Genomic DNA, 20452 nt, shown 5'->3' with positions numbered 1-20452 from the left:
TTAATTACTGCGTTTAGCTAGTTTTAGTCAGCTAAAATTCTAAACTCTTTTTGGGCAATTAAATTGCCTTGCTCATCAACTACATCAACACGCCAATGGCCTGTTTGTGTGTCCATGATATTTTTTGTTGAGTACGTTCTGTAGCGAGGCGAAGTAACATTAAGTGTAATTTCAGCCATAGTTTCACCTTCAAACGACCAAACATGCTTAACTTGCTGGCCTTGAAGATTTTTAATCTCACTAAAAAACGATACGCCTTCATCAAACTGACTTAATCTAATATCAGCAGCAAACACATTAGTGGGCTCACGCTTACTTACTTTACGAGTAAGTACCGCACGGCTAATTTTACCCGTGTCTATTTGCGCGCCCAAAGCCACACTTGCCACTTGTGCTGTCGGCGAAAAACCTTCAGTGCCACTCAATGCGCCATCATCACTTTCTAACTCTAAAAGTAAGTCGCTTTGACTGGCTAGCTCAGCTACGTTTTGAGCTTCTGCGGTTTCTTCTTGCACATCATTATCAAGGTTTGAGTTTAACTCTGTATTAATGCTTTCGCTTTGTTCAGTAACACTATCGTTGTTAGCCAATAAAACAGGGGGATTATTTACAAGCTCAGCTTCATCAGATGTATTACTTGAAATGCTTAGTTGAGCCTCATTTTGCTCAGCTGACAACGGTTCAATCCGAGCTTGCATTACCTCTGCAGACTCATTAGGGGGATTGTTTATTGATGATTCAGACTCAACATCCGTTACTTCAACGTTTGTCTGGTTTTGAGCGTTACTGCTAAAGCTTAAAAATTGCTCCTGCTCATTTGGATGCTCACCTTGCTCTGCACTGGCTGACGTTGTTAAGCCATACACAACTGCTGCAGAGGTCATTAATACCAACATAGCAATACTCACAATACGACGCCAATTCCACTCGTAGCTTACCGTTGGTACACTCTCTTGTAGTTCGCGTTTAACATTTGCTTTAATAACTATTTTTTGACTCATATTGACCTCAGCGGTTCCAAAATTAGCTTAAACGAGCAATTAACCATTGGCGAATAGCTTGCAATTCTTCTGCGCAAACTTGGTGAGCCATTGGATATTCTTGCCAGCTTACATCCATGTTATGTGCTGTTAATACTTCAAACGCACTTCTTCCCGCACTATGCGGTACAACGTTATCTTGGCTACCATGAGCCATAAATACGTTTAAATCAGTATGCTTTGCTTCATCAGCAAATTTTTGCGGCACACACATATAAGTAGAAAGCGCCATAACACCCCCAAGCTTTTGCTCAAAGCGCGGTGCTAAATGCAGAGACACAACACCACCTTGAGAAAAGCCAGCTAAAATAATTTTATTAGCAGGTATACCATTAGCAATTTCTTTATTAATTAACTCTTCTACCTTTGCAGCCGAATCCCTTACGCCTTGTTCATCGGCACGCTTATCTAATTCTATAGATTTAATATCGTACCAAGAGCGCATTTCCATGCCACCATTTATGGTGACCGGTTGTACTGGCGCATGCGGAAAAACAAACCGTATACCAAGCTCACTTGGTAAATTAAGCTGCGGAGCTACTGGCGCAAAACCATCCCCAGAGTCACCTAAACCATGTAACCAAATAACCGTTGCTTTGTGCTCACTTTGGGCTGCATATTCTACAAATTCTAAACTCATAGTGATGATTGCCACTTAACTTCTTGGCCTGCTTGGCGAGTTGAGGCTTCATTTATAAACGCCCAAAATTCAGCGCCAGAACGGTTATCAATCCATAACCCATCACGCATTTCAAAATGATGTCCGTTAAACTTAGTCGCAACCCATACTTGGTGAAGAGGTGCTTGCTTGTTAATCACTATTTTACTTTTATCAGGAAAAATTATTTCTAAAATACCTTGTGCCGATTCGTAATCTAAATCAGCTTCGCAATCATCAACCTGCTCTTCAATAGTGAACATAAGAGCTTCGGCTAATTGGTGATATTCGTGTTCAGTCATTGTTATTTCCTTTGCAGGCGAGCCGCCTAATATTGGGTACGTTTTAGCTTTGAATTAGCTTTAAAAATGTGCAGCTAGGGCCTGTTAACCTTTCAGGATTGAAATTTGTTCTATCTAGGGGCGATTTAATCGCGGCGCGAGGTTTGTAACCTAGTGGACTAAGTTAAAACCGAGCAACAAAGAGTAAATCGTTCCTAGGACGAACCCAACGGGCAGCGCAAATTCAACCTCGAGAGATAAACAAGTCCTAGTGTAACAGGAATAAAATCATCCGCGAATAGCTGCATTTTTTAGATATTCTGTTACTCTGCGATTATAAAGCCAGCAACCGTATTAATCTAATGAAAGCGACACATACCTTACAATTAAAAAAACTATTAATAAGCACTGTACTGTTAAGCGCCTTAGCTGGCTGCGGACAAAGCGGTCCGTTATATTTACCAGAGCAACAAACAGAGCAAAACCAACCTCAAAATACAGCTCAGCCAGCCACTACCGCTGAGCAAGCCAAAATATCGCAAAGTCAGGAGCAATAAATGGATTATTTTAACTACAAAAACAACCAATTATTTGCCGAAGACGTCAGTGTGGCAAGCATAGCGCAGCAATACGGTACGCCGTGTTATGTGTACTCGCGCGCTACATTTGAGCGCCATTATTTAGCGTTTGCTAACGCCACTAAAAATCATAAAAGCTTGGTGTGTTACGCCGTAAAAGCAAACTCAAATATTGCCGTGCTTAATATATTAGCGCGCCTAGGATCGGGTTTTGATATTGTATCCAAAGGCGAACTTGCGCGTGTAATTAAAGCGGGAGGCGATGCTTCTAAAGTGGTTTTTTCGGGCGTGGCTAAAACAGCAGACGAAATAGCGTACGCATTAAAATTGGGGATTAAATGCTTTAACGTTGAATCAGCCTCTGAGCTTGAGCGTATTTCTGAAGTGGCTTGCGAGCTTAACTTAGAAGCGCCTATTTCTATTCGCGTAAACCCCGACATAGATGCAAAAACACATCCGTATATTTCTACTGGTTTAAAAGAAAATAAATTTGGTATTGATATACAAACTGCTGTAAGTGTTTATCAACAAGCAGCGGCTTTACCTGGTTTAAAAATTATTGGTGTTGATTGCCATATTGGCTCTCAATTAACTGAAGTTAGACCATTTTTAGAAGCCCTTGATAAACTCATGGCGCTTATTGATGAGCTAAAAACCAACGGTATTGAGCTAACTCACTTAGATATTGGTGGCGGTTTAGGCGTGCCATATAACAACGAGCAACCACCGCACCCAAGTGAATATGCAGCGCAAGTTACCGAACGCTTAGCTAACTATAAACACCTTGAACTAATTTTTGAACCAGGGCGCGCTATTGCAGCTAACGCAGGTATTTTAGTTACTCAAGTTGAATTTATTAAACAAAACCAAGACAAATTTTTTGCCATTGTAGATGCAGGTATGAACGACATGCTTCGCCCTGCGCTTTATCAAGCGTGGCAAAAAATCATTCCGGTATCAGTTCGCGACGACGAAACACCGACTCACAACTTTGATATTGTGGGCCCTGTGTGCGAAACCGGCGACTTTTTAGGAAAAGATCGTGAACTAGCGCTTAAACAAGGCGACTTACTCGCACAACGAAGTGCTGGTGCATACGGCTTTACCATGAGTTCAAACTACAACTCGCGCCCGCGTGTTGCAGAAATAATGGTAGATGGTCAGCAGCATCATCTTATTCGTGAACGCGAAACTATTGAAAGCCTTTATCAGGGTGAGAAAGTTTTACCATAAACGTTTTTGTCTACTAGCTGCTCTGTGGCATGATTAGCACAGAGCAAAACCGAATTAGAGCGCTATGTTAGTTAATTTTTCCAAAATGCACGGCTTAGGCAACGACTTTGTTGTGATTGATAACATTACACAAAATGTTTTTTTGTCGCGAGATCAAATCAAAAAACTGGCAGATCGCCATTTTGGCATTGGCTTTGACCAATTGCTAATGGTTGAAGCGCCATACTCTCCTGATCTCGACTTTCATTATCGAATATTTAATGCCGATGGTACCGAAGTAGAACAATGCGGTAACGGCGCACGCTGTTTTGCCCGCTTTGTACGTATGAAGGGCCTTACTAACAAGCATAAAATTACTGTGTCGACCAAGTCGGGCAACTTAACGCTCTACATAGAAAAAGACGGTCAAGTAACGGTTAACATGGGTCATCCAAATTTTGAGCCAAGTAAAATCCCTTTAAAAGCGAGCAAGCGTGAGCTTACTTATATTATTAGAACCGAAGAACACACTGTATTTAGTGGCGCGGTATCTATGGGTAACCCGCATTGCGTGCTAGAAGTTGACGACGTAACCACCGCGCAAGTTGATATATTGGGTCCATTACTTGAAAACCACGAACGTTTTCCGCAAAAAGCGAACATTGGCTTTATGCAAGTTGTATCGCAAGAACACATTAAATTAAGAGTGTGGGAGCGAGGCGTTAACGAAACCCTAGCCTGTGGCACAGGTGCGTGTGCAGCAATGGTTATTGGTCACATGCAAAATAAATTATCAACAACCGTTCAAGTAGATTTACCAGGCGGTAGCTTACAAGTACGTTGGAGTGGCGAAGGTCACCCAGTACGCATGACTGGCCCCGCAGAGCATGTGTTCGACGGGCAAGTAGCGCTATGAGCGAGCTAAGTAAAGAACAGGTTATTGATTACTTACATCAACATCTTGATTTTTTGGTTCAACACCCGGAGCTACTCGCACAACTTGAGCTGCAACAGCAAGCTCAAGGTGCAACGTCGCTGGTACATATTCAGCAACGCCAATTACGCGAGCACAACACGCTTTTAAAAAACCAAATAGATGCTATGAGCAAGCATGCAACGCAAAACGAGCTCGTATATCGCTTGTTTAGCCAGTGCCATCGCCAGCTTTGGAATCATGACGATTTTGACACTCTTGCAAATAATCTGCGTAATATAATATGCTCAAGTGAAGATGTTAGCGACTGCAAATTAGTAAAATATAATCCCGAGTACGACGAACTTATTGCCCATCGCCTTACCCATTCTGGGCATTATTTAGGGCGTATTAATCAGCAAGAGCGCGAATTATTATTTAGTGAAGATACACAATCTGTCGCTATTTATTTAATTGGCGACACCAAGCACCCTATCGCTATTTTGGCGTTTGGTAGCAGTAACGTAAACCACTTTGAGCCCGCTCAAGATAACCTGTTTGTACTCGACTTTATAAACGCATTACACCTGCGGTTGCAAAAACTAGCATGAGTGACGATGCGCCTAATACTACCCAGTTAAGCGACAGTTGGCGTACACCCATAACGCTATTTAGCGATTATTTAAAGTTTGAAAAACAATATTCAGCGCACACCGTTAATCAATATGTAAGCCAGCTTGGCTTTGCAGCCCTTTATTTTAGCAAATTATGTGATGACTGGTTTGGCGTGCAAGGCGAGCATATTCGCCGCTACAGCATGGCACTACGCTCAAAACAATTAAGTGGCCGTACAATTAGCTTAAAGCTCAGTTGTATTCGCAGCTTATATAAGTTTTTAAAAGCAAAAAATATTGCCGAGCAATCGCATTACCATAATCCGGCGGTGGGTATAAAAGGTCCTAAGTTTGCAAAGCCCCTACCTAAAAATCTCGATGTGGATCAAATGGCACGCTTGCTCGAAATACCCGACGACGAACCTCTCGCAATTAGAGATAAAGCAATGATGGAGCTTATGTATTCATCAGGGCTGCGTATAAGCGAGTTAGTTGGCGCTAACATGCAAGATATTAGTGCTGCTAATGGCGAAATTTTAGTGCGTGGTAAAGGCAATAAAGAGCGATTAATTCCGGTGGGTAAAAAAGCGTTAGACGCATTAAAAAAATGGCTCACAATACGCCCTCAATTTACAAAGCCCGATGAAATAGCAGTATTTTTAAGTAGCCAAAAAAATCGTATTTCGATTCGCCAAGTGCGCCTACGCATGCAAGAGTGGGGAATAAAACAAGGCATTAGCTCGCAGGTTCACCCGCATAAGCTGCGCCACTCGTTTGCGTCACATATTTTAGAATCATCTGGTGATTTACGCGCCGTGCAAGAATTACTAGGGCACAGCAGTTTGTCGGCTACACAAGTGTATACGCATTTAGATTTTCAACATTTAGCCAAGGTGTACGACAACACCCACCCTCGCGCAAAAAAACGAACTGATTAGGAAAATAAATATGATCCGATTTAATCGTGCTATTAAGCCATTTTCTGTCATGAGCTTTGATTTAGACGACACGCTATACAGTAACCACCCTATTATAAAAGCAGCCGTTAAAGCCCAACAAAATTATTTAAACGCACTACCTGGCTATCAAGAGCAAGGTCCAAAGTACTGGCAACTATGCCGAGAACTTGCCGTAATACAAAACCCAGATCTCGCGGATGATGTAACTAAATGGCGCAAACACACCCTACGTTTAGCGCTTTCTAAACTTGGCTTTACCGCAGATGAAGTAGAGCGCCATGCAAATGCCGCCTATAACGCCTTTGCCGATGCGCGCAGCAACATAGTCGTAAGCGATGACGTACTTAACTTACTAGATAACCTAGCCAAACACTTTACGCTTGTTGCAATTACTAACGGCAATGTTGAAATTGAACGCTTTAACTTACACGATAAATTTGAACTCGTACTGCAAGCAGGTATGCACGGTAAAGCAAAACCTCACAGCACCCTATTTGATAAAGCAGCCACACATTTAAATGTTGCTAAAAGCGATATTTTACATATTGGCGATAGCCTAGATACCGACGTACAAGGCGCAAATAATGCCGGTTGCCAATCGGTATGGTTAAACGATCAAGGCGCCAATTATGCTTATAAAGGGCTGGCCGATATTGAAATAGCCAATATTCATGCCTTAACGCACTTTATTAAATAACCTATTAAAAATAAGAGGTCACAATGAGCCACTATACCAAGCTAATCACCTTGCTATTAATTGGCTCGCTTAGCCTTAACGCTTATTTATTATGGCCGCAGCCCGCGTTAACTAAAGTACAAAAAACGCAAAGTGCCCAGCAAAGCATATCGCCTAAACAACAAGATACGTTACTAAATACGGCAAAGCAGCAATTTAAACAACACCAATTTGAAGCCGCACTTAGTAGCTATCAACAACTCAAAAATAGCAATCCAGAAAGTGCAAAAAACCTTTATTCATCGTGGCTGATACAGCTTAAAACATGGCTAAATAGCAATTTATTACTCAGCGAGTCATTTCTCAATGCGCTATTAAATAACAGCCCTTATAACGTAGAATTACTTAACTTACAGGTTGAGTATTTAATAAATAGCGAGCAAACACAAAACGCCATTATTGCTTTATTTGAGCTGAATTCATTACTGCCTGCTGATCAGCAAAGTAACGTAAATACACGTTTAAATACGCTCACTCAAAACGAATTACACACATTAACTGAGCAACAAAATTGGCAAGCTATTATTGAGCAAACACAAATTTGGCTTGATTATAAAAGCGATAACGCGCAGTTTTTATATCCGCTTGCGTACGCCTACTTTCAGCAAGGCGATTTAATTAGTGCACAAGCAACCCTTGATCGAATGCCAAACCAGCACAATCTAAAAAGCCAAGTGCAAACACTGCAAGCTATGATCAATAAAGCACAATCGCAAGACGACTTTGTTGCTTTAACGCCTTACGGCGCGCATTACTTAATAAACACCGAAATAAATAACAATCTATCGACCGAATTAATGATTGATACAGGCGCAAGCGTGACCTCACTACCTACAAGTATAATTGAGCAAATTTCGCCACAACCTTTATATTTAGGCGATGTAACGGTAAACACAGCTAACGGTCAAATTGTTGTAAAACGTTATCAAATTGAATCGTTTAAAGTGGGCTCGCAAATTATTTATGGTTTTGAAGTGTTGAGCATTGAAAACACACGCGGACAAGGTTTGCTAGGGATGAACTTTTTATCGCGATTTAAATTCAATATAAATCAGCAAACAGATGAGCTAGAGTTGAGCGCTAAATAATTAAAAATCCAAAGGTAACACATGACACTAAATAACTATTTAAAAGCACTTGCTGAAAACCCAAAAAGCATTCAATTTACCGATACAATGGCGGTGATTGAAGCAAATTACGACTTTACTGCATGTGGCTTTAATAACCATGGATTACTTAGCGCTGCGAGTGAGAACAACGGCTCATGTAAAATTTTTGCGTTTGCTAAATTAAACGATTTAAGTAAACAAAATACGTTAGATTGCTTTGGTAAGTTTTACCGACAAGACGTGCTGCAAAACCCAGAAGGCGATGATCACCTAAATATTCGCACTTTTATGTTAGCACCAGAGGCAACACCTTTTTTAGGTATTACCTTTGAAGGCGAGCCACTAAAAGAAAAATAGCCAGCAAAAATTAAAGTGGCTTTTCCATAAAGTAACGCGTACCTGAGCGTGGGTAATTATTAAGTTGATACTTAACACTATAACCGCGCTTTTCGTAAAAAGGTTTTGCTTGAAAATCAAGTGTATCAAGCTGAGCAGTTGTTACTCCTAGCTCAATAGCAGCTTGCTCAAGTGCCGTTAGCAATTTATCTGCAAGCCCTTTACCTCGTGCACTATCGCTACACCAAAGCCAACTAATCATCAGCCAATTTCCAAACACACACCCACTAATACCGGCAACAAGCTCGCCTTGCTCATCAGTAAATTTATAGCCTAATGGCACTCTTTGCGCATCAAAATACTGGGCGTTAAATTCAACCATTTGTGCGCGAAGCGCTGAGTTTAACGCATCGGTATTATCTACTTTTAATTGATACATTTATCGCCCTTAAAAAGCAGATACTAGCAAATTAGCTCAATCAATAAAGATTATTTTTACCGTAAGGTACTTCAAGCATATTGCTGCCGGTTTTTTCTGGCTGACCGCACATTTCGTCGTAAGCGCTTGTTTGGCGCAGTACCATTTCGGCATACGCTATTTTGTCAAAACGCTTTTGAACATGCAGTGGGCTTAGCGCTCTTAAAAACTCACCGCTGTCTTCTGTTACATAGTATTCAACGTTATTAATCATTACTGATACTTGATAAAGCACCATATCTAACGAGTGAACAATGACTTTTTGTAGCGGCTCGTGCTTTTTTAACTGTGAAAATTTAATACCCATCTTGGCTACCTTTTTATATTTAACCTGAGTTCTGGTTATTTAACATTATCGATACGCAGCTTTGCTATAATCACGATCAAATTTTTATTAGCCGCTGGCGTCACACGTTATGAGCACAAAAATCCGACTCGCTAAATATATTGCCCATGCAGGTATTTGTTCTCGTAAACAGGCATCGCGTTTAATTGATGAAGGTGTGGTGACTGTAAATAGTCGCCCAGCGAATCATATAGATCACGTTGATGAGCAAGACATTGTAATAGTGAACGAAAAAGAAATTAAAGGTGCTGCCGATTTAGTTTATTTTGCGTACCACAAACCAGTAGGTATTGACTGTAAATTAAATATTGATGACCCAGCCAGCCTTATTCACCATTTGCCCACACTCACCCGCGTTTACCCTATTGGTCGATTAGATAAAGACTCTCGCGGTTTGCTTATTTTGACCAACGATGGGGATTTTTGTAATCAACTAATACATCCTGACTTCCACCAGCCTAAACATTATTTAGTCACCGTAAATAAGCCTTTAGACGATGCTTTTTGTAAAAAAATGGCAGCAGGCGTACCCGTTGATAAACACATAACCCTGCCTTGTGAAGTAAATAAAATAGCCAGTAATCAGTTTAGTATTGTTTTAAAACAAGGGCTAAACAGACAAATACGTAAAATGGCGCATTACTGCGGATACAAAGTTATTGACTTATATAGAGCTCAATTTAGTGACCTTGTACTTAAGGATTTAAACCTTTGTGAAGGGCAGTATATACAAATAAACAAAAACGATATTTTAAAATACCGCACCTAACCCCTACCTATTAGCTTAAATAACATGCTAGAAAGTTAAAAAATAAACTTGCAATTAAAGATTACAGGTGTAGTCTTTAATTGAAGATTACATTTGTAGGCAATAGCATGATTGAGTTATCAAAAGCAGAGTTTGACGTGCTCGACGCACTTTGGATTAACTACCCCGCCACCGCGAGCCAAATAATTGAACGCTTAAGCGACGATAAGCAATGGCACGAAAAAACCATTAAAACCCTACTAGGTCGACTAGTAAAAAAAGGCGCACTTACATTTGAAAAAGAAGGTCGCCAATATATTTATATGCCCTGTATGGAGCGCGCCGACTACACCTTAAAAGAAAGCCAAAACTTTATTGAGCGCTTTTTTAGTGGACGTATTGCGCCACTTGTAAGCGGTTTTGCTAAATCGGAGCAGCTTTCTCAGCAAGATATAAACGAGCTTAAAAAAGTTATAGATGACTGGGAAAAAAACCAAAAGTAAGGGATTAACATGGTTATTCAAACTGGTTTTAATTGGTTAATTGGGCAGCAACTACTATTAAGTATTTTGTTTTGTGGATTTATTTTACTCGAGCGATTTGGTTTAAAAGCCCTTGGCTCGCGGTTTGTATATAAATTAGCATGGCTATTACCTGCGGCATTGGTTATTGCTAATTTACCAAATGCGATTAAACCACTGCAAAATAGTAATATTAGCCATTACTTAATCACCCCTAACCAACCCTTTATACATGAAATGGGTATTAGCTGGGCGCTCATGTATGTACTTATTACCGCAGGGTTATTAATAGCTAGTTTTATTACACATACCCGTTTTGTTAAAAGCTTGCAGTTAACTGAGTTAACCCAATTTGAAGGCACTCTTGCCACTAGTGTTAAAACTTACACCAGTCAACATGTAGCAACGCCAATGGTGGTGGGTATTTTAAACAGTAAACTGGTGTTACCGAGTAACTATAATACCCAGTTTGATAAAGCCACATTAGCGCTTATTTTAGAGCACGAAAACGTACACATTAAACGCAAAGACAACCTAACAAACGCACTTATATTACTGCCTACTATTTTACTTTGGTTTAACCCACTAGCTTGGTTTTGTTACGCAAGTATACGCCGACTACAAGAGCTGACTTGTGATGAACGGGTACTTAGCAATAAAACCACACAACAACATATTTTATATAGCAAAGCCTTAATAAACTGCGCGGCAAATGCGCCCACAGGACTTATGGCTTATTCACACTACGGAGATAAAAAAACCATGTTACAACGACTAATTAATATAAAACACAGCGGGGAGCGTTCAAAGCTTGCTAAAGGTGGCTTATTACTTGTAGCCGCAAGCATGCTAAGCGGCTTAGCAATTGCAAAGCAACCTGAAGTAAATAAAACGCAAGAGGAACATATTTCACCAACAATACGCATTGAACCTGCTTACCCAATACAAGCAGCTCAACAAGGGATCAGCGGCTCTGTTGTATTAAAATACGATATTGCAGCAAACGGTAAAACAAAAAACATTAGTGTTATTCAATCTAAACCTAAAGATGTTTTTGATAAATCAGCGAAAGAGGCGCTAGCAAAATGGAAATATAAAGCATCAGATTCAGGTTTTGAAGATGTACTTGTGCAACTAGATTTTGCGATTAATAGTGAAGTGGCGCCTACCGATTTAATAGAGCGAATTAAAGTATCGCATTAACACCTCGAGTTGTTCAAGACTACAAAGCAAGCGCCCTTTTAGGCTGCTTGCTTTGTGGTTTTACGCTATAAAGTTACAAACTCACCACAATCATGGCAATGGCTGTACCCAAACCAATAAACCACACTAATGAGCGAATTATATCTAGGTTCATATAGTAAAATACGCAATACAAAATACGCGACACAATATGCGTAACAGCTAGCATTTCGGTTACTGCACCTACAGAGTTAGTGCCCAGTACAACTGCAATAGCGACAGCAAAAACAGCAAGCGATTCAAAACAGTTTTGATGAGCAGCAAGCGCCCGTGCACCAAAGCCGGTTAATTTTTTTTGTTGCGCCCTAGGATGTTTATTGTCGTATCGACCTAATTTTGCCATTGCTATAGCAACCGGCACTTTTGCAAAGTAAGGCATTAATACCGCAAGTAATGCACATACAACTAATGTTGTCATAATTTATCCTTTTGATGTTTCGGATAATTTAGCATAAGCGAAATAAAAAAGCCGCCAGATGCGTTTTATGACAAACGCTGGCGGCTAACAATAACATCAGGCTTACTATAGCTAAATTTATCCTCAAACCCGTGCGACATAATGTCGCAGATGATGAATATTCAACATCATAGTTAATGCATCGCTTTACTTCACAAAGCTTGTTAACTTTACTGCCTTACATTTTAACGATGACGACCATGACCTGGATATTTTTCACTTTTTTAGCCGCCTTTATGCAAGCATGGCGTAATGCCTTGCAAAGTAAATTAAGTAACGATGTGAGTGTGGCTGGCGTAACCCTCTCTCGCTTTATTATTGCAGGCCCTATTGCTGCCGTGTATTTATATGGCCTTTATCAATATCAAGATACCGCCATGCCTACGTTTAATAATGCCTTTTGGGGATTTATTGTAGGCGCAAGTGTGATGCAAATACTTGCCACTGGTTTAATGGTTAAGTTATTTAAAATGAATAATTACGCCGTAGGTGCTGGTCTTGCCAAAAGCGAGGCGTTAGTGGCTGCTATTTTAGGTGTATTATTTTTTGGCTCGGCACTTTCTTTACTCGGCTGGCTTGGTGTGTTTTTTGGCGCTATTGCCGTATTGCTACTCAGCGGCATAACAAGCGTTAAACACTTTAATGCTAAAACGGCATTACTAGGCCTTGCTTGTGGTACTTGCTTTGCACTTACCTCACTGTGGGTACGTGAAGCGAGCTTAAATTCAGGATTATTATTCCCACACTCAGCCGCTTGGGTTTTGCTGTTTGTAATTAGCTTACAAACACTAATACTACTGGGCTATTTATTATTAAAAGAGCCGCAAACGCTCAGTAAATTGTGGTACTACAAAGGCACTACAGCCGCTATTAGTGTTTTTAGTTGTATCGGCTCTATTGGCTGGTTTAGTGCAATGAGCTTACAACATGTTGCTTACGTTAAAACACTTGGACAGGTTGAAGTATTTTTTACCATGCTAATTGCCGTACTTTGGTTAAAGCAGCCACTTAAAAAACAAGATACTGCAGGCTTAATACTCATAGCCATTGCCGCTGTTTTGGTTATGTTGCCGAATTAATGGCAACATAAAAAAGCGCAGGCTTTTATACCTGCGCTATTCATAATTAAGCGTTTATTCAAATTACCAATTAAGAGCTGATTTTTAGTGTTATCACACCACTAATAATCATTAATACTCCCGCAATACGACCAAACGTAGCGGCATCGTTATAAAACAATATACCCACTAAAAACGTACCGGCGGCGCCAATACCAGTCCACACCGCGTATGAGGTGCCCATTGATATTTGCTTTTGGGCAAGCCACAACATAAAACCACTCGCGACCATAAATGCCACCGCTATTGCAATACCCTGCCAGCGAGTATCTGAGTTTTGCGAAATTTTTAAACCTATCGGCCAGCCAATTTCAAGTAAACCGGCAATAACCAAATAAATCCACGCCATTAAACATCTCTCTTTTTCAATATAACTTCATATAAATCTTCGCGACGATCTTTTAAGTTACGCACTGTGCCTTCGCTGTGAAGAATTTTTAACTTATCCATATCAAGGTCACTAAATAACAGCATTTCTGTATTAGGTGTGGCTTCGTTAAGTGTTGCATCGTGCGGGAACGAAAAGTCCGATGGCGTTAACACAGCCGATTGTGAGTACTGCACATCAAGGCTTTCTACTTGTGGTAAGTTACCTACCGAGCCTGCAATAACCACATAACATTCGTTTTCTATTGCACGCGCTTGTGCACAATGGCGCACACGTAAGTAGCTGTTTTTAGTGTCGGTCCAAAATGGGACAAACAAAATATCTAACCCTTGTTTTGCTAATATGCGTGAAAGCTCAGGAAACTCTACGTCATAACAAATTTGAATACCTACACGCCCAGCATCGGTTTCAAATACAGCAATTTTGTCGCCGCCTTGAATAACCCAATCGTTTTGTTCATGCGGGGTAATATGTATTTTACGTTGCTCGTCTATTTTACCGCTGCGGTGGCATAAATAACTTACGTTATAAATTTTATCGTCTTCGGCAAGCGGCATAGAGCCGGTAATAATATTGGCGTTGTATTCTATTGCCATACGCGACATCGCGTTTTTAAACGTTTCGGTATATTCCGCTAAATAACGAATCGCTTCAGTTTGGTTGCTTTGATTTCCTAAGCCCATTAATGGCGCGTTAAAAAACTCAGGGAATAGGATAAAGTCACTTTTGTAGTCAGATACGGTATCTACAAAGTATTCAACCTGTTTTAGCATTTCTTCAACCGATTCAACACAACGCATTTGCCATTGCACAGCACCTACGCGCACAATTGATTTAGTTGACTCGAGTACCGTGTCGGTTGGTTCATACATAATGTTATTCCACTCAAGCAAAGTGGCGTAACCAACTGACTCTTGATCCTCCGGTAGGTACTTTTTAAGTAAACGCTTTACCTGAAAATCGTTAGATAACTGAAAGCTTAAAATAGGATCGTATAACTCTCTCTGATCTACTTTTGCAATGTATTCCATTGGCGTCATTTCACTACTGTGATTGTAATAACGTGGAATACGACCACCCGCTAAAATAGCGCGTAGGTTATATTGGCGGCACAGTTCTTTACGGGCATCATAAAGGCGACGACCTAATCGCATGCCTCTGTGAGTTTCGCTAATGGCCACATCTAAGCCGTATAGCGCATCGCCGTCGGTATCGCTAAATACACGGTCGTGACCATCTGCAATGTCTTCGTACGTATGCGGGTTTGAAAAACGTGTGTAATCAACTTGTACACTTAATGCTAAGCCCACCAGCACACCGTCATCTACAATACCTATTTGCCCTTCAGGAAATTGGTCTATTAATCTAAAAATGGTATGACTTGGCCACGCACCACCTAAATCGGGATACGCTTGATCCATCAAGGTTTTAATTTGCGGATATTGCTCTCTGGTTAAGTTACAAATTTCAAGATGGGTTTTTTCTGCCGACATACACAACTCCTTTAGGCATAAGAAAATAAAAGCCGAATGTACGCTCGATTAAATCAAGAATACACTCAGCTTTGTATCATGTTTTTTACTTTAGATGTACTACTTTAAACTGCGATAAAAAAGTGTGGTTACTTTCTCTTTTGGTAACCAGCCTGCGTATTCAAGACCAAGTTCTGCCAATGGATCGGCTTTAAGTACTTGCTCTAAGCTTGCATTATTTTGCATTGCTTTTAGCATCACATCTTTCGCATTTTGAACTAGCTTACCATACGCTATCAGTCCTGAACGGTCACTTACCTTACCGTGTCCTGGTATTACTTTAGTGTTGTCGTCAATTTGTTTAACTACATCGTCTACTGCCGCTAAAATACCATCAACGCTGCCGCCGCTATCTACATCAACAAACGGTAAGCTGCCAAAATTAAAGTAAATGTCGCCCATGTGCACTATGTTGTCGTTACTAAAAAAGACAACCGAGTCGCCATCGGTATGTGCATGTTCGTAATGCACTACATGGGCGTGTTCATTATTAAAATGCAGTTTTAAATCGTGACCAAAACTAATGCGCGGTAAAAAGTCTGACCCTTCTCCATGCTGCTCTTCTAAACGTTTATGTACATTGTCGTGTGCTATAACGTGCGCACCCGCTTTAGCAAAGTTTTCGTTGCCACCGGTATGATCGCCATGATGATGTGTATTAATAACAAACTCTGCACTGCCTGGTTTTAAATCGCTAATCGTTTTTTTAATATCATCTGAGAGTTTGGCAAACTGATCATCAATAATATAAATGCCATCATCACCTACACTTGCTGCAATATTACCGCCTTGCCCAAATAGTACGTATACATGCTCACTTAGCTTTTGTGCTGTTACTGGTCCCTCGTCGGCTTGCGCTGCTGTACTTAGTAATAAACCTGTTATTAATGCGGGTAATATTTTTTTCATTTTAGTTCTCTGTTGTTTTATTGGTAATTATATAGAACGTGTTTAGCTATACTTTAGTTCATCGTGTCGGCTTTATTACTATTTGATGTATTAACTCTTGAGGCAATAAAGGTGTATGTTTACCCTCTACGTAATCACTAAACCCCGCTCTATAAAATTCAGAAAGAGGGTGCCCCGATTGCCCACCCGGAATAGCTAAAATTGCATGTTCTAAATGCCCAGGTTGGGCAATAAAGCGCTGCGATGCGCCAAAACTACGTCCTTGTACGGCGGGCATGTAGCTATCACCAAAACCCGCTGCTGTGGGCATATTTAATAACTTAGCAAGTAACGGCATTTGCTTTGCAAACGGATGCTCTATCACTAACTCATTGACCTTGCCCCACTGCCAGCTTTGTACATTATTACCAAATTGCTCAGTAAGCTTAGTGATAGTTTGGTTAAATGCACCGTGTAATTGTGCATCCCAGCTTTTAAATTGCGGGTTTATCCACGTATCGGGTTTGTTATTAATAAGCTGCCAAACTGCGGGCTCTAAATCTCGTTTTACGTATTTAAGTGTGCCTTGCTGTTTATTTAATTGGCTTTCAATATTACTAAATAAAATATTAATCACTTCATCGCGGTAGCGCTTAACTAAGGTATACCCTATGGAGGTTGAACACGCACATTGCTGCCAATTTTCGAGCGCTGTTATATATTGCTGATTTTTAGTTTTATCGGCTTTTAATTGCTTTAATAGCAGAGCATGCCAAGGCATTAAAAAGCGAGCTTGATTATCGAGCTGTAGTGCGTAAAAGTCGCTCTCTGCAAATGTTTTTTTTTCAAATAATCTATCGCGAATTTGACTCGAACGTGCACCGAGTGCATAGCCACCATTGCCAAAACGCGCGTTATCTTCAGCCGATACCACGCGAGAATTACCAGTCCATAATCTGCCGCTTTGTGGGTTTTTAATAAAGGGACGTTCTAATTCGGTTTGCTGCCAAAGCACTGAGTAGTCATCGGCATTTACACCGAGCTCACTTGGCGTTTTACGAGCCGGTATACCGCCCATATTTTTCCACGCTGCGCTACCAAGGCTGTCGACCACCATTAGGTTTTGCACAGGTATTCCTACATCGCTTGCTACGGCAAGTGCATCATCTACTGTTTTGGCTTGCTCTAACTTTAATAATTGCATATTAACGGCGTAAGGCTGATGTGCAGCCCAGCTCAATGCATAAGGTTTTTCGTTAATGTATTTTACAGGTCCGTATTCGCTGAGTATTAATGGGTAGTTTTCAACCTCCCCATCGGGTAATGCAATTGGTTCATCAACTTGCCATGTTTTACTATCATCGTTTAATGCAATCCAATCGGCTGTATCTAAATAACCGTTAGTAAATCCCCATGCAACATTGTTGTTAGTGCCAACAACAATGGCCGGCGCCCCGGGCAGCGATACACCGGTTACCTGAGCAGGTTTTCCATTTTGTGTATAATTTAGCTGAGCTCTGTACCAAATTACGGGCACTGCCATCGATAAATGCATATCATCCGACACCATACCAGCACCTGTTTTAGTCAACGCTCCTGTAACAGCCCAGTTATTACTGCCGCGCTCTTCGTTGGCTTCAATACTTTTAACTGTATGCTGTGTTTGAGTTGGCAAAGTAGGTATGCCGGCGCTATAAGGCGCTAATTTACTGCCATCAAGTGCGGCTTGGTACTTACTTGGTTGCGTTAAAAAATCAACCATTTGCTTTGTGTACGCTTGCTCAATTTGAATGAGTGCTTGGTCACGCTCAAATGTGGCGCTTTGTAAATCAAGGTACATGCTAAATATCACAAGTAAGCTGTCTTCGCTTTGCCATGGCTTTTGTGTTGCACCGGTTAGTAAATATTCAAAGCTTGAATACCCTACTTGCGCTAACCCTTCGTTTACACCTTGAGCGTAACTTTTAAGTAATTGCTTATCTGCATCAGGCAGCGTTTGTAAAATAATTTGGCTGCGTTTACGTAATTGATGAAAACGCATCTTTTTATCGAGTCCCAACGCGGCTTCGCCAAATAATTCACTTAGCTCGCCTGCGGCATTACGTCTTAGTAAATCCATTTGAAAAAATCGGTCTTGCCCATGCACATAACCTAAACCATAGGCTGCATCGTTTCGGCTATTTGCATTTATTACTGCTTGCCCTAGTGCATCGCGCGAAATTTTTACAGGATCTACTACCGCGTTACTACGTCCGTTTCCATCAAGGGCAGGTAAACTTAAACTAAGTACCCCATAAACAACGGCGGTACTTGCCAGCCCTAAAATCACAATTAATAATAACAAGCGTTTGATTACTTTAAACATCAACCTTTCCTTTGCACGTTTTGACCAAGCGTTAAGGACATATAATAACCACAGTTTTATTAAATAATAATGTTCTTGCTCGCAAAGGGTGAAATAAACATCAAAATCCACGATAATGTCAGCTCCACACATCGTGCAGAACTAGTTGAGATCAATATGACTGAAAAAACATTTATCAAAGGTAAAGACCGCGACCTAGAATCGTCAATCTTTACCATGCAAAACAAGCTTGAAGCCCTACACATTAATGTTGAAGAAGCGCTTTGGCTTAACCCTGTAGCTAACTGTTATTCGGTTCATATAAAAGACAGTGACTGCGGTGTTATGTTTACCAATGGTAAAGGCGCAACCGACAAAGCCTCTATTGCCTCAGCACTCGGTGAATACTTTGAGCGTTTAAGCTGTAACTACTTTTTTGCAGACTTTTATCTAGGTGAAGAATTTGCCAATGGCGAGTTTACTCATTACCCAACCGAAAAATGGTTTAAAGTTGAAGGCGACGAAGTACCACAAGGTATTATGGATGAAAGCTTATGGGATTACTTTGACCCAGAGCGCGAACTAAACGCATCACACCTTTTTGATTTTAACTCTGGCAATATTGATCGTGGCATTTGTACCCTGCCCTACACTCGCCAACGCGATAACCAAGACGTATACATTCCGGTAAACGTTATTGGTAATATTTTTGTATCTAACGGTATGAGCGCAGGTAACACAAAATTTGAAGCTCGCGTACAAGGTTTATCAGAAGTATTTGAGCGCGCGATTAAAAACCGCATCATCGCCGAAGGCATTTGTTTACCAATCGTGCCTGAAGACGTTGTTAAGCAATATCCTAAAATTCACGAAGCGTGTGAAGAGCTTCGCAGCCATGGCTTTCATTTACGTATTGCCGATGCATCACTTGGGGGGATTTACCCAGTAATGAGCGTAACGCTTATTAACCCAACTGATGGTTCTGTATTTGCTTCTTTTGGTGCTCACCCATCATTTGAAGTTGCACTTGAGCGTACCGTTACCGAGTTACTACAAGGTCGTCGTTTAGATCAACTAGATGTATTCCAACCTGCAACATTTGATAACGATGAAGTAGCAACACCAGAGAACATTGAACTGCACTTTATTGATTCAAGCGGTTTGATTTCGCATGATTTCTTCCGTGCAAAACCTGACTTTGAATTTGTACACTGGGACTTTAGCGGCACAACAGAGCAAGAATATAACTTCTGTACTGACCTGATTCACAGCATGGATCATGATATCTACATCATGGATTACACGCACCTAAACGTATACGCATGTCGTATTTTAGTACCGGGCATGTCAGACATTTATCCAGTTGATGAGCTTATTTGGCGCAACAACAACGAAGGCGCAAAATTTCGCGAAGCATTCCTATCGCTTGATCAGTACGATGCAGAGCAATGGATGGAAATTTACGACAGCCTAGAAGAAGCCGGTCATAGCGATATTATCCGCGCCGCAGAATTTATTGGCTTAGCAACTGATGCCGACACACCATGGCACACACTGCGTATAGGTGAGCTTAAAGCGCACCTATGTTTAGCCGCAGGCAGCGAAGAAGCCATTGATTGGGTTGATTGGATACTTCATACGGGCCAAGTAAACGAAGATGCAATGCGCCACTTCCGCTGTTTAAAAGCGATTCTTGAAATTAAATACGATGACGAGCGCGAATACGCTGATTACCAAGATGCATTAGGCTTAATGTTTGGTGCTAATAATGTAGCGCTGGCTATAGAAATTGCCGAGGGTAAAAAGCAGTTTAACGGTTTAACTTTCCCAGGTTTATCGCTTGAAGGCTTTAAAAAGCATGCGGCACTACTTGATGGTTACCGCAAGCTACACGTAGCAAAGCAAAATCATTGGGCACGTGAAGTTAGCGATTCGTAACTCGCTAAACTACTAA

Annotated in this window: 23 protein-coding genes; 13 read left to right on the top strand and 10 right to left on the bottom strand. The window is 40.8% G+C overall.

Annotated features, from left to right (window positions below):
* Positions 1-23: 23 nt before the first annotated feature.
* Genes I6F47_RS17010 through cyaY form a run of 3 tightly spaced genes read right to left on the bottom strand, consistent with a single transcriptional unit; the run spans position 24 to position 2000 of the window.
* Positions 24-1001, bottom strand: coding sequence for a DUF2914 domain-containing protein (locus I6F47_RS17010; protein WP_197184252.1), 978 nt, complete (start codon positions 999-1001; stop codon positions 24-26).
* Between the two features lie 22 nt (positions 1002-1023).
* Positions 1024-1680 carry an alpha/beta hydrolase gene (locus tag I6F47_RS17005; protein WP_007580555.1) on the bottom strand — a complete coding sequence of 219 codons (657 nt, stop codon included), beginning with the start codon at positions 1678-1680 and terminating at the stop codon, positions 1024-1026.
* The gene (cyaY, locus tag I6F47_RS17000) at positions 1677-2000 is read right to left on the bottom strand and encodes an iron donor protein CyaY (protein ID WP_002960979.1); all 324 of its coding nucleotides are present in this window, start codon (positions 1998-2000) and stop codon (positions 1677-1679) included. The genes I6F47_RS17005 and cyaY overlap by 4 nt, the downstream gene beginning before the upstream one ends.
* Before the next feature lie 341 nt (positions 2001-2341).
* Between cyaY and lptM the strand changes: the two genes are divergently transcribed.
* From lptM to I6F47_RS16960, 8 genes are all read left to right on the top strand, one after another.
* Positions 2342-2536: an LPS translocon maturation chaperone LptM gene (gene lptM, locus I6F47_RS16995; RefSeq protein WP_024592613.1), complete on the top strand. Its 195-nt coding sequence runs from the start codon at positions 2342-2344 to the stop codon at positions 2534-2536.
* Positions 2537-3790 carry a diaminopimelate decarboxylase gene (lysA, locus tag I6F47_RS16990; protein ID WP_024589650.1) on the top strand — a complete coding sequence of 418 codons (1254 nt, stop codon included), beginning with the start codon at positions 2537-2539 and terminating at the stop codon, positions 3788-3790. It abuts the gene before it with no gap.
* Between the two features lie 64 nt (positions 3791-3854).
* Positions 3855-4685 carry a diaminopimelate epimerase gene (gene dapF, locus I6F47_RS16985; protein ID WP_024589649.1) on the top strand — a complete coding sequence of 277 codons (831 nt, stop codon included), beginning with the start codon at positions 3855-3857 and terminating at the stop codon, positions 4683-4685.
* Positions 4682-5293, top strand: coding sequence for a DUF484 family protein (locus tag I6F47_RS16980; RefSeq protein ID WP_197184251.1), 612 nt, complete (start codon positions 4682-4684; stop codon positions 5291-5293). The genes dapF and I6F47_RS16980 overlap by 4 nt, the downstream gene beginning before the upstream one ends.
* On the top strand, positions 5290-6234 hold the full coding sequence (locus tag I6F47_RS16975; protein WP_197184250.1) for a tyrosine recombinase XerC: 945 nt from the start codon (positions 5290-5292) through the stop codon (positions 6232-6234). The genes I6F47_RS16980 and I6F47_RS16975 overlap by 4 nt, the downstream gene beginning before the upstream one ends.
* A 10-nt stretch (positions 6235-6244) precedes the next feature.
* Positions 6245-6952 (top strand): HAD-IA family hydrolase, encoded by a 708-nt coding sequence (locus I6F47_RS16970; protein WP_169045196.1) that lies wholly within the window; start codon positions 6245-6247, stop codon positions 6950-6952.
* Positions 6953-6975: 23 nt separating this feature from the next.
* A complete protein-coding gene (locus I6F47_RS16965) occupies positions 6976-8079 on the top strand; it encodes a retroviral-like aspartic protease family protein (RefSeq protein WP_197184249.1) in 1104 nt (367 codons plus the stop codon).
* Between the two features lie 21 nt (positions 8080-8100).
* A complete protein-coding gene (locus tag I6F47_RS16960; RefSeq protein WP_197184248.1) occupies positions 8101-8457 on the top strand; it encodes a HopJ type III effector protein in 357 nt (118 codons plus the stop codon).
* A 10-nt stretch (positions 8458-8467) separates the two neighbouring features.
* Here the strand turns inward: I6F47_RS16960 and I6F47_RS16955 are convergent, their stop codons facing one another.
* Positions 8468-8875, bottom strand: a complete 408-nt coding sequence (locus tag I6F47_RS16955) for a GNAT family N-acetyltransferase (RefSeq protein ID WP_197118352.1) — start codon at positions 8873-8875, stop codon at positions 8468-8470.
* Positions 8876-8915: 40 nt separating this feature from the next.
* Positions 8916-9221, bottom strand: coding sequence for a DUF6482 family protein (locus I6F47_RS16950; RefSeq protein WP_197184247.1), 306 nt, complete (start codon positions 9219-9221; stop codon positions 8916-8918).
* 109 nt (positions 9222-9330) lie between these two features.
* Between I6F47_RS16950 and I6F47_RS16945 the strand changes: the two genes are divergently transcribed.
* The 3 genes from I6F47_RS16945 (at position 9331) to I6F47_RS16935 (ending at position 11732) form a co-directional block, all read left to right on the top strand.
* Positions 9331-10029, top strand: a complete 699-nt coding sequence (locus I6F47_RS16945) for a pseudouridine synthase (protein ID WP_197184246.1) — start codon at positions 9331-9333, stop codon at positions 10027-10029.
* Between the two features lie 107 nt (positions 10030-10136).
* The gene (locus I6F47_RS16940) at positions 10137-10511 is read left to right on the top strand and encodes a BlaI/MecI/CopY family transcriptional regulator (RefSeq protein WP_007580531.1); all 375 of its coding nucleotides are present in this window, start codon (positions 10137-10139) and stop codon (positions 10509-10511) included.
* 9 nt (positions 10512-10520) lie between these two features.
* A complete protein-coding gene (locus I6F47_RS16935; RefSeq protein WP_197174283.1) occupies positions 10521-11732 on the top strand; it encodes a M56 family metallopeptidase in 1212 nt (403 codons plus the stop codon).
* A 73-nt stretch (positions 11733-11805) separates the two neighbouring features.
* On the opposite strand, the gene I6F47_RS16930 is transcribed toward I6F47_RS16935, so the two are convergent.
* Positions 11806-12189 carry an MAPEG family protein gene (locus I6F47_RS16930; protein ID WP_010554555.1) on the bottom strand — a complete coding sequence of 128 codons (384 nt, stop codon included), beginning with the start codon at positions 12187-12189 and terminating at the stop codon, positions 11806-11808.
* 239 nt (positions 12190-12428) lie between these two features.
* Between I6F47_RS16930 and I6F47_RS16925 the strand changes: the two genes are divergently transcribed.
* Complete coding sequence (locus I6F47_RS16925; RefSeq protein WP_197103186.1) at positions 12429-13307, top strand: DMT family transporter; 879 nt, start codon at positions 12429-12431, stop codon at positions 13305-13307.
* 70 nt (positions 13308-13377) lie between these two features.
* On the opposite strand, the gene I6F47_RS16920 is transcribed toward I6F47_RS16925, so the two are convergent.
* The 4 genes from I6F47_RS16920 to I6F47_RS16905 form a co-directional block, all read right to left on the bottom strand.
* Positions 13378-13695, bottom strand: coding sequence for a DMT family transporter (locus tag I6F47_RS16920; protein WP_165722697.1), 318 nt, complete (start codon positions 13693-13695; stop codon positions 13378-13380).
* Positions 13695-15227 (bottom strand): bifunctional GNAT family N-acetyltransferase/carbon-nitrogen hydrolase family protein, encoded by a 1533-nt coding sequence (locus tag I6F47_RS16915; RefSeq protein WP_010554553.1) that lies wholly within the window; start codon positions 15225-15227, stop codon positions 13695-13697. The genes I6F47_RS16920 and I6F47_RS16915 overlap by 1 nt, the downstream gene beginning before the upstream one ends.
* Before the next feature lie 99 nt (positions 15228-15326).
* A complete protein-coding gene (locus tag I6F47_RS16910) occupies positions 15327-16175 on the bottom strand; it encodes an MBL fold metallo-hydrolase (RefSeq protein WP_007580517.1) in 849 nt (282 codons plus the stop codon).
* A gap of 58 nt (positions 16176-16233) precedes the next feature.
* Positions 16234-18519 (bottom strand): penicillin acylase family protein, encoded by a 2286-nt coding sequence (locus I6F47_RS16905; protein ID WP_197184245.1) that lies wholly within the window; start codon positions 18517-18519, stop codon positions 16234-16236.
* A gap of 156 nt (positions 18520-18675) precedes the next feature.
* Here I6F47_RS16905 and ycaO point away from each other — a divergent pair, with 156 nt between their 5' ends.
* Complete coding sequence (gene ycaO / locus I6F47_RS16900; RefSeq protein ID WP_197184244.1) at positions 18676-20436, top strand: 30S ribosomal protein S12 methylthiotransferase accessory factor YcaO; 1761 nt, start codon at positions 18676-18678, stop codon at positions 20434-20436.
* Positions 20437-20452 lie beyond the last annotated feature (16 nt).

The organism is Pseudoalteromonas sp. NZS37, assembly GCF_015864265.1.
Lineage (GTDB): Bacteria > Pseudomonadota > Gammaproteobacteria > Enterobacterales > Alteromonadaceae > Pseudoalteromonas > Pseudoalteromonas arctica.
The sequence above is the reverse complement of the archived record's forward strand: the minus strand, read 5'-3'. Positions and strand labels throughout refer to the sequence as shown.

Coding starts and splice junctions, on each gene's coding strand:
- I6F47_RS16965 (WP_197184249.1), top strand. CDS start 6,976: ATGAGCCACTATACCAAGCTAATCACCTTGCTATTAATTGGCTCGCTT.
- cyaY (WP_002960979.1), bottom strand. CDS start 2,000: ATGACTGAACACGAATATCACCAATTAGCCGAAGCTCTTATGTTCACT.
- lptM (WP_024592613.1), top strand. CDS start 2,342: ATGAAAGCGACACATACCTTACAATTAAAAAAACTATTAATAAGCACT.
- I6F47_RS16945 (WP_197184246.1), top strand. CDS start 9,331: ATGAGCACAAAAATCCGACTCGCTAAATATATTGCCCATGCAGGTATT.
- I6F47_RS16940 (WP_007580531.1), top strand. CDS start 10,137: ATGATTGAGTTATCAAAAGCAGAGTTTGACGTGCTCGACGCACTTTGG.
- I6F47_RS16920 (WP_165722697.1), bottom strand. CDS start 13,695: ATGGCGTGGATTTATTTGGTTATTGCCGGTTTACTTGAAATTGGCTGG.
- I6F47_RS16980 (WP_197184251.1), top strand. CDS start 4,682: ATGAGCGAGCTAAGTAAAGAACAGGTTATTGATTACTTACATCAACAT.
- lysA (WP_024589650.1), top strand. CDS start 2,537: ATGGATTATTTTAACTACAAAAACAACCAATTATTTGCCGAAGACGTC.
- I6F47_RS17005 (WP_007580555.1), bottom strand. CDS start 1,680: ATGAGTTTAGAATTTGTAGAATATGCAGCCCAAAGTGAGCACAAAGCA.
- I6F47_RS16935 (WP_197174283.1), top strand. CDS start 10,521: ATGGTTATTCAAACTGGTTTTAATTGGTTAATTGGGCAGCAACTACTA.
- I6F47_RS16960 (WP_197184248.1), top strand. CDS start 8,101: ATGACACTAAATAACTATTTAAAAGCACTTGCTGAAAACCCAAAAAGC.
- I6F47_RS16950 (WP_197184247.1), bottom strand. CDS start 9,221: ATGGGTATTAAATTTTCACAGTTAAAAAAGCACGAGCCGCTACAAAAA.
- I6F47_RS16910 (WP_007580517.1), bottom strand. CDS start 16,175: ATGAAAAAAATATTACCCGCATTAATAACAGGTTTATTACTAAGTACA.
- I6F47_RS16905 (WP_197184245.1), bottom strand. CDS start 18,519: ATGTTTAAAGTAATCAAACGCTTGTTATTATTAATTGTGATTTTAGGG.
- I6F47_RS16955 (WP_197118352.1), bottom strand. CDS start 8,875: ATGTATCAATTAAAAGTAGATAATACCGATGCGTTAAACTCAGCGCTT.
- ycaO (WP_197184244.1), top strand. CDS start 18,676: ATGACTGAAAAAACATTTATCAAAGGTAAAGACCGCGACCTAGAATCG.
- I6F47_RS16930 (WP_010554555.1), bottom strand. CDS start 12,189: ATGACAACATTAGTTGTATGTGCATTACTTGCGGTATTAATGCCTTAC.
- I6F47_RS16915 (WP_010554553.1), bottom strand. CDS start 15,227: ATGTCGGCAGAAAAAACCCATCTTGAAATTTGTAACTTAACCAGAGAG.
- dapF (WP_024589649.1), top strand. CDS start 3,855: ATGTTAGTTAATTTTTCCAAAATGCACGGCTTAGGCAACGACTTTGTT.
- I6F47_RS16925 (WP_197103186.1), top strand. CDS start 12,429: ATGACCTGGATATTTTTCACTTTTTTAGCCGCCTTTATGCAAGCATGG.
- I6F47_RS17010 (WP_197184252.1), bottom strand. CDS start 1,001: ATGAGTCAAAAAATAGTTATTAAAGCAAATGTTAAACGCGAACTACAA.
- I6F47_RS16970 (WP_169045196.1), top strand. CDS start 6,245: ATGATCCGATTTAATCGTGCTATTAAGCCATTTTCTGTCATGAGCTTT.
- I6F47_RS16975 (WP_197184250.1), top strand. CDS start 5,290: ATGAGTGACGATGCGCCTAATACTACCCAGTTAAGCGACAGTTGGCGT.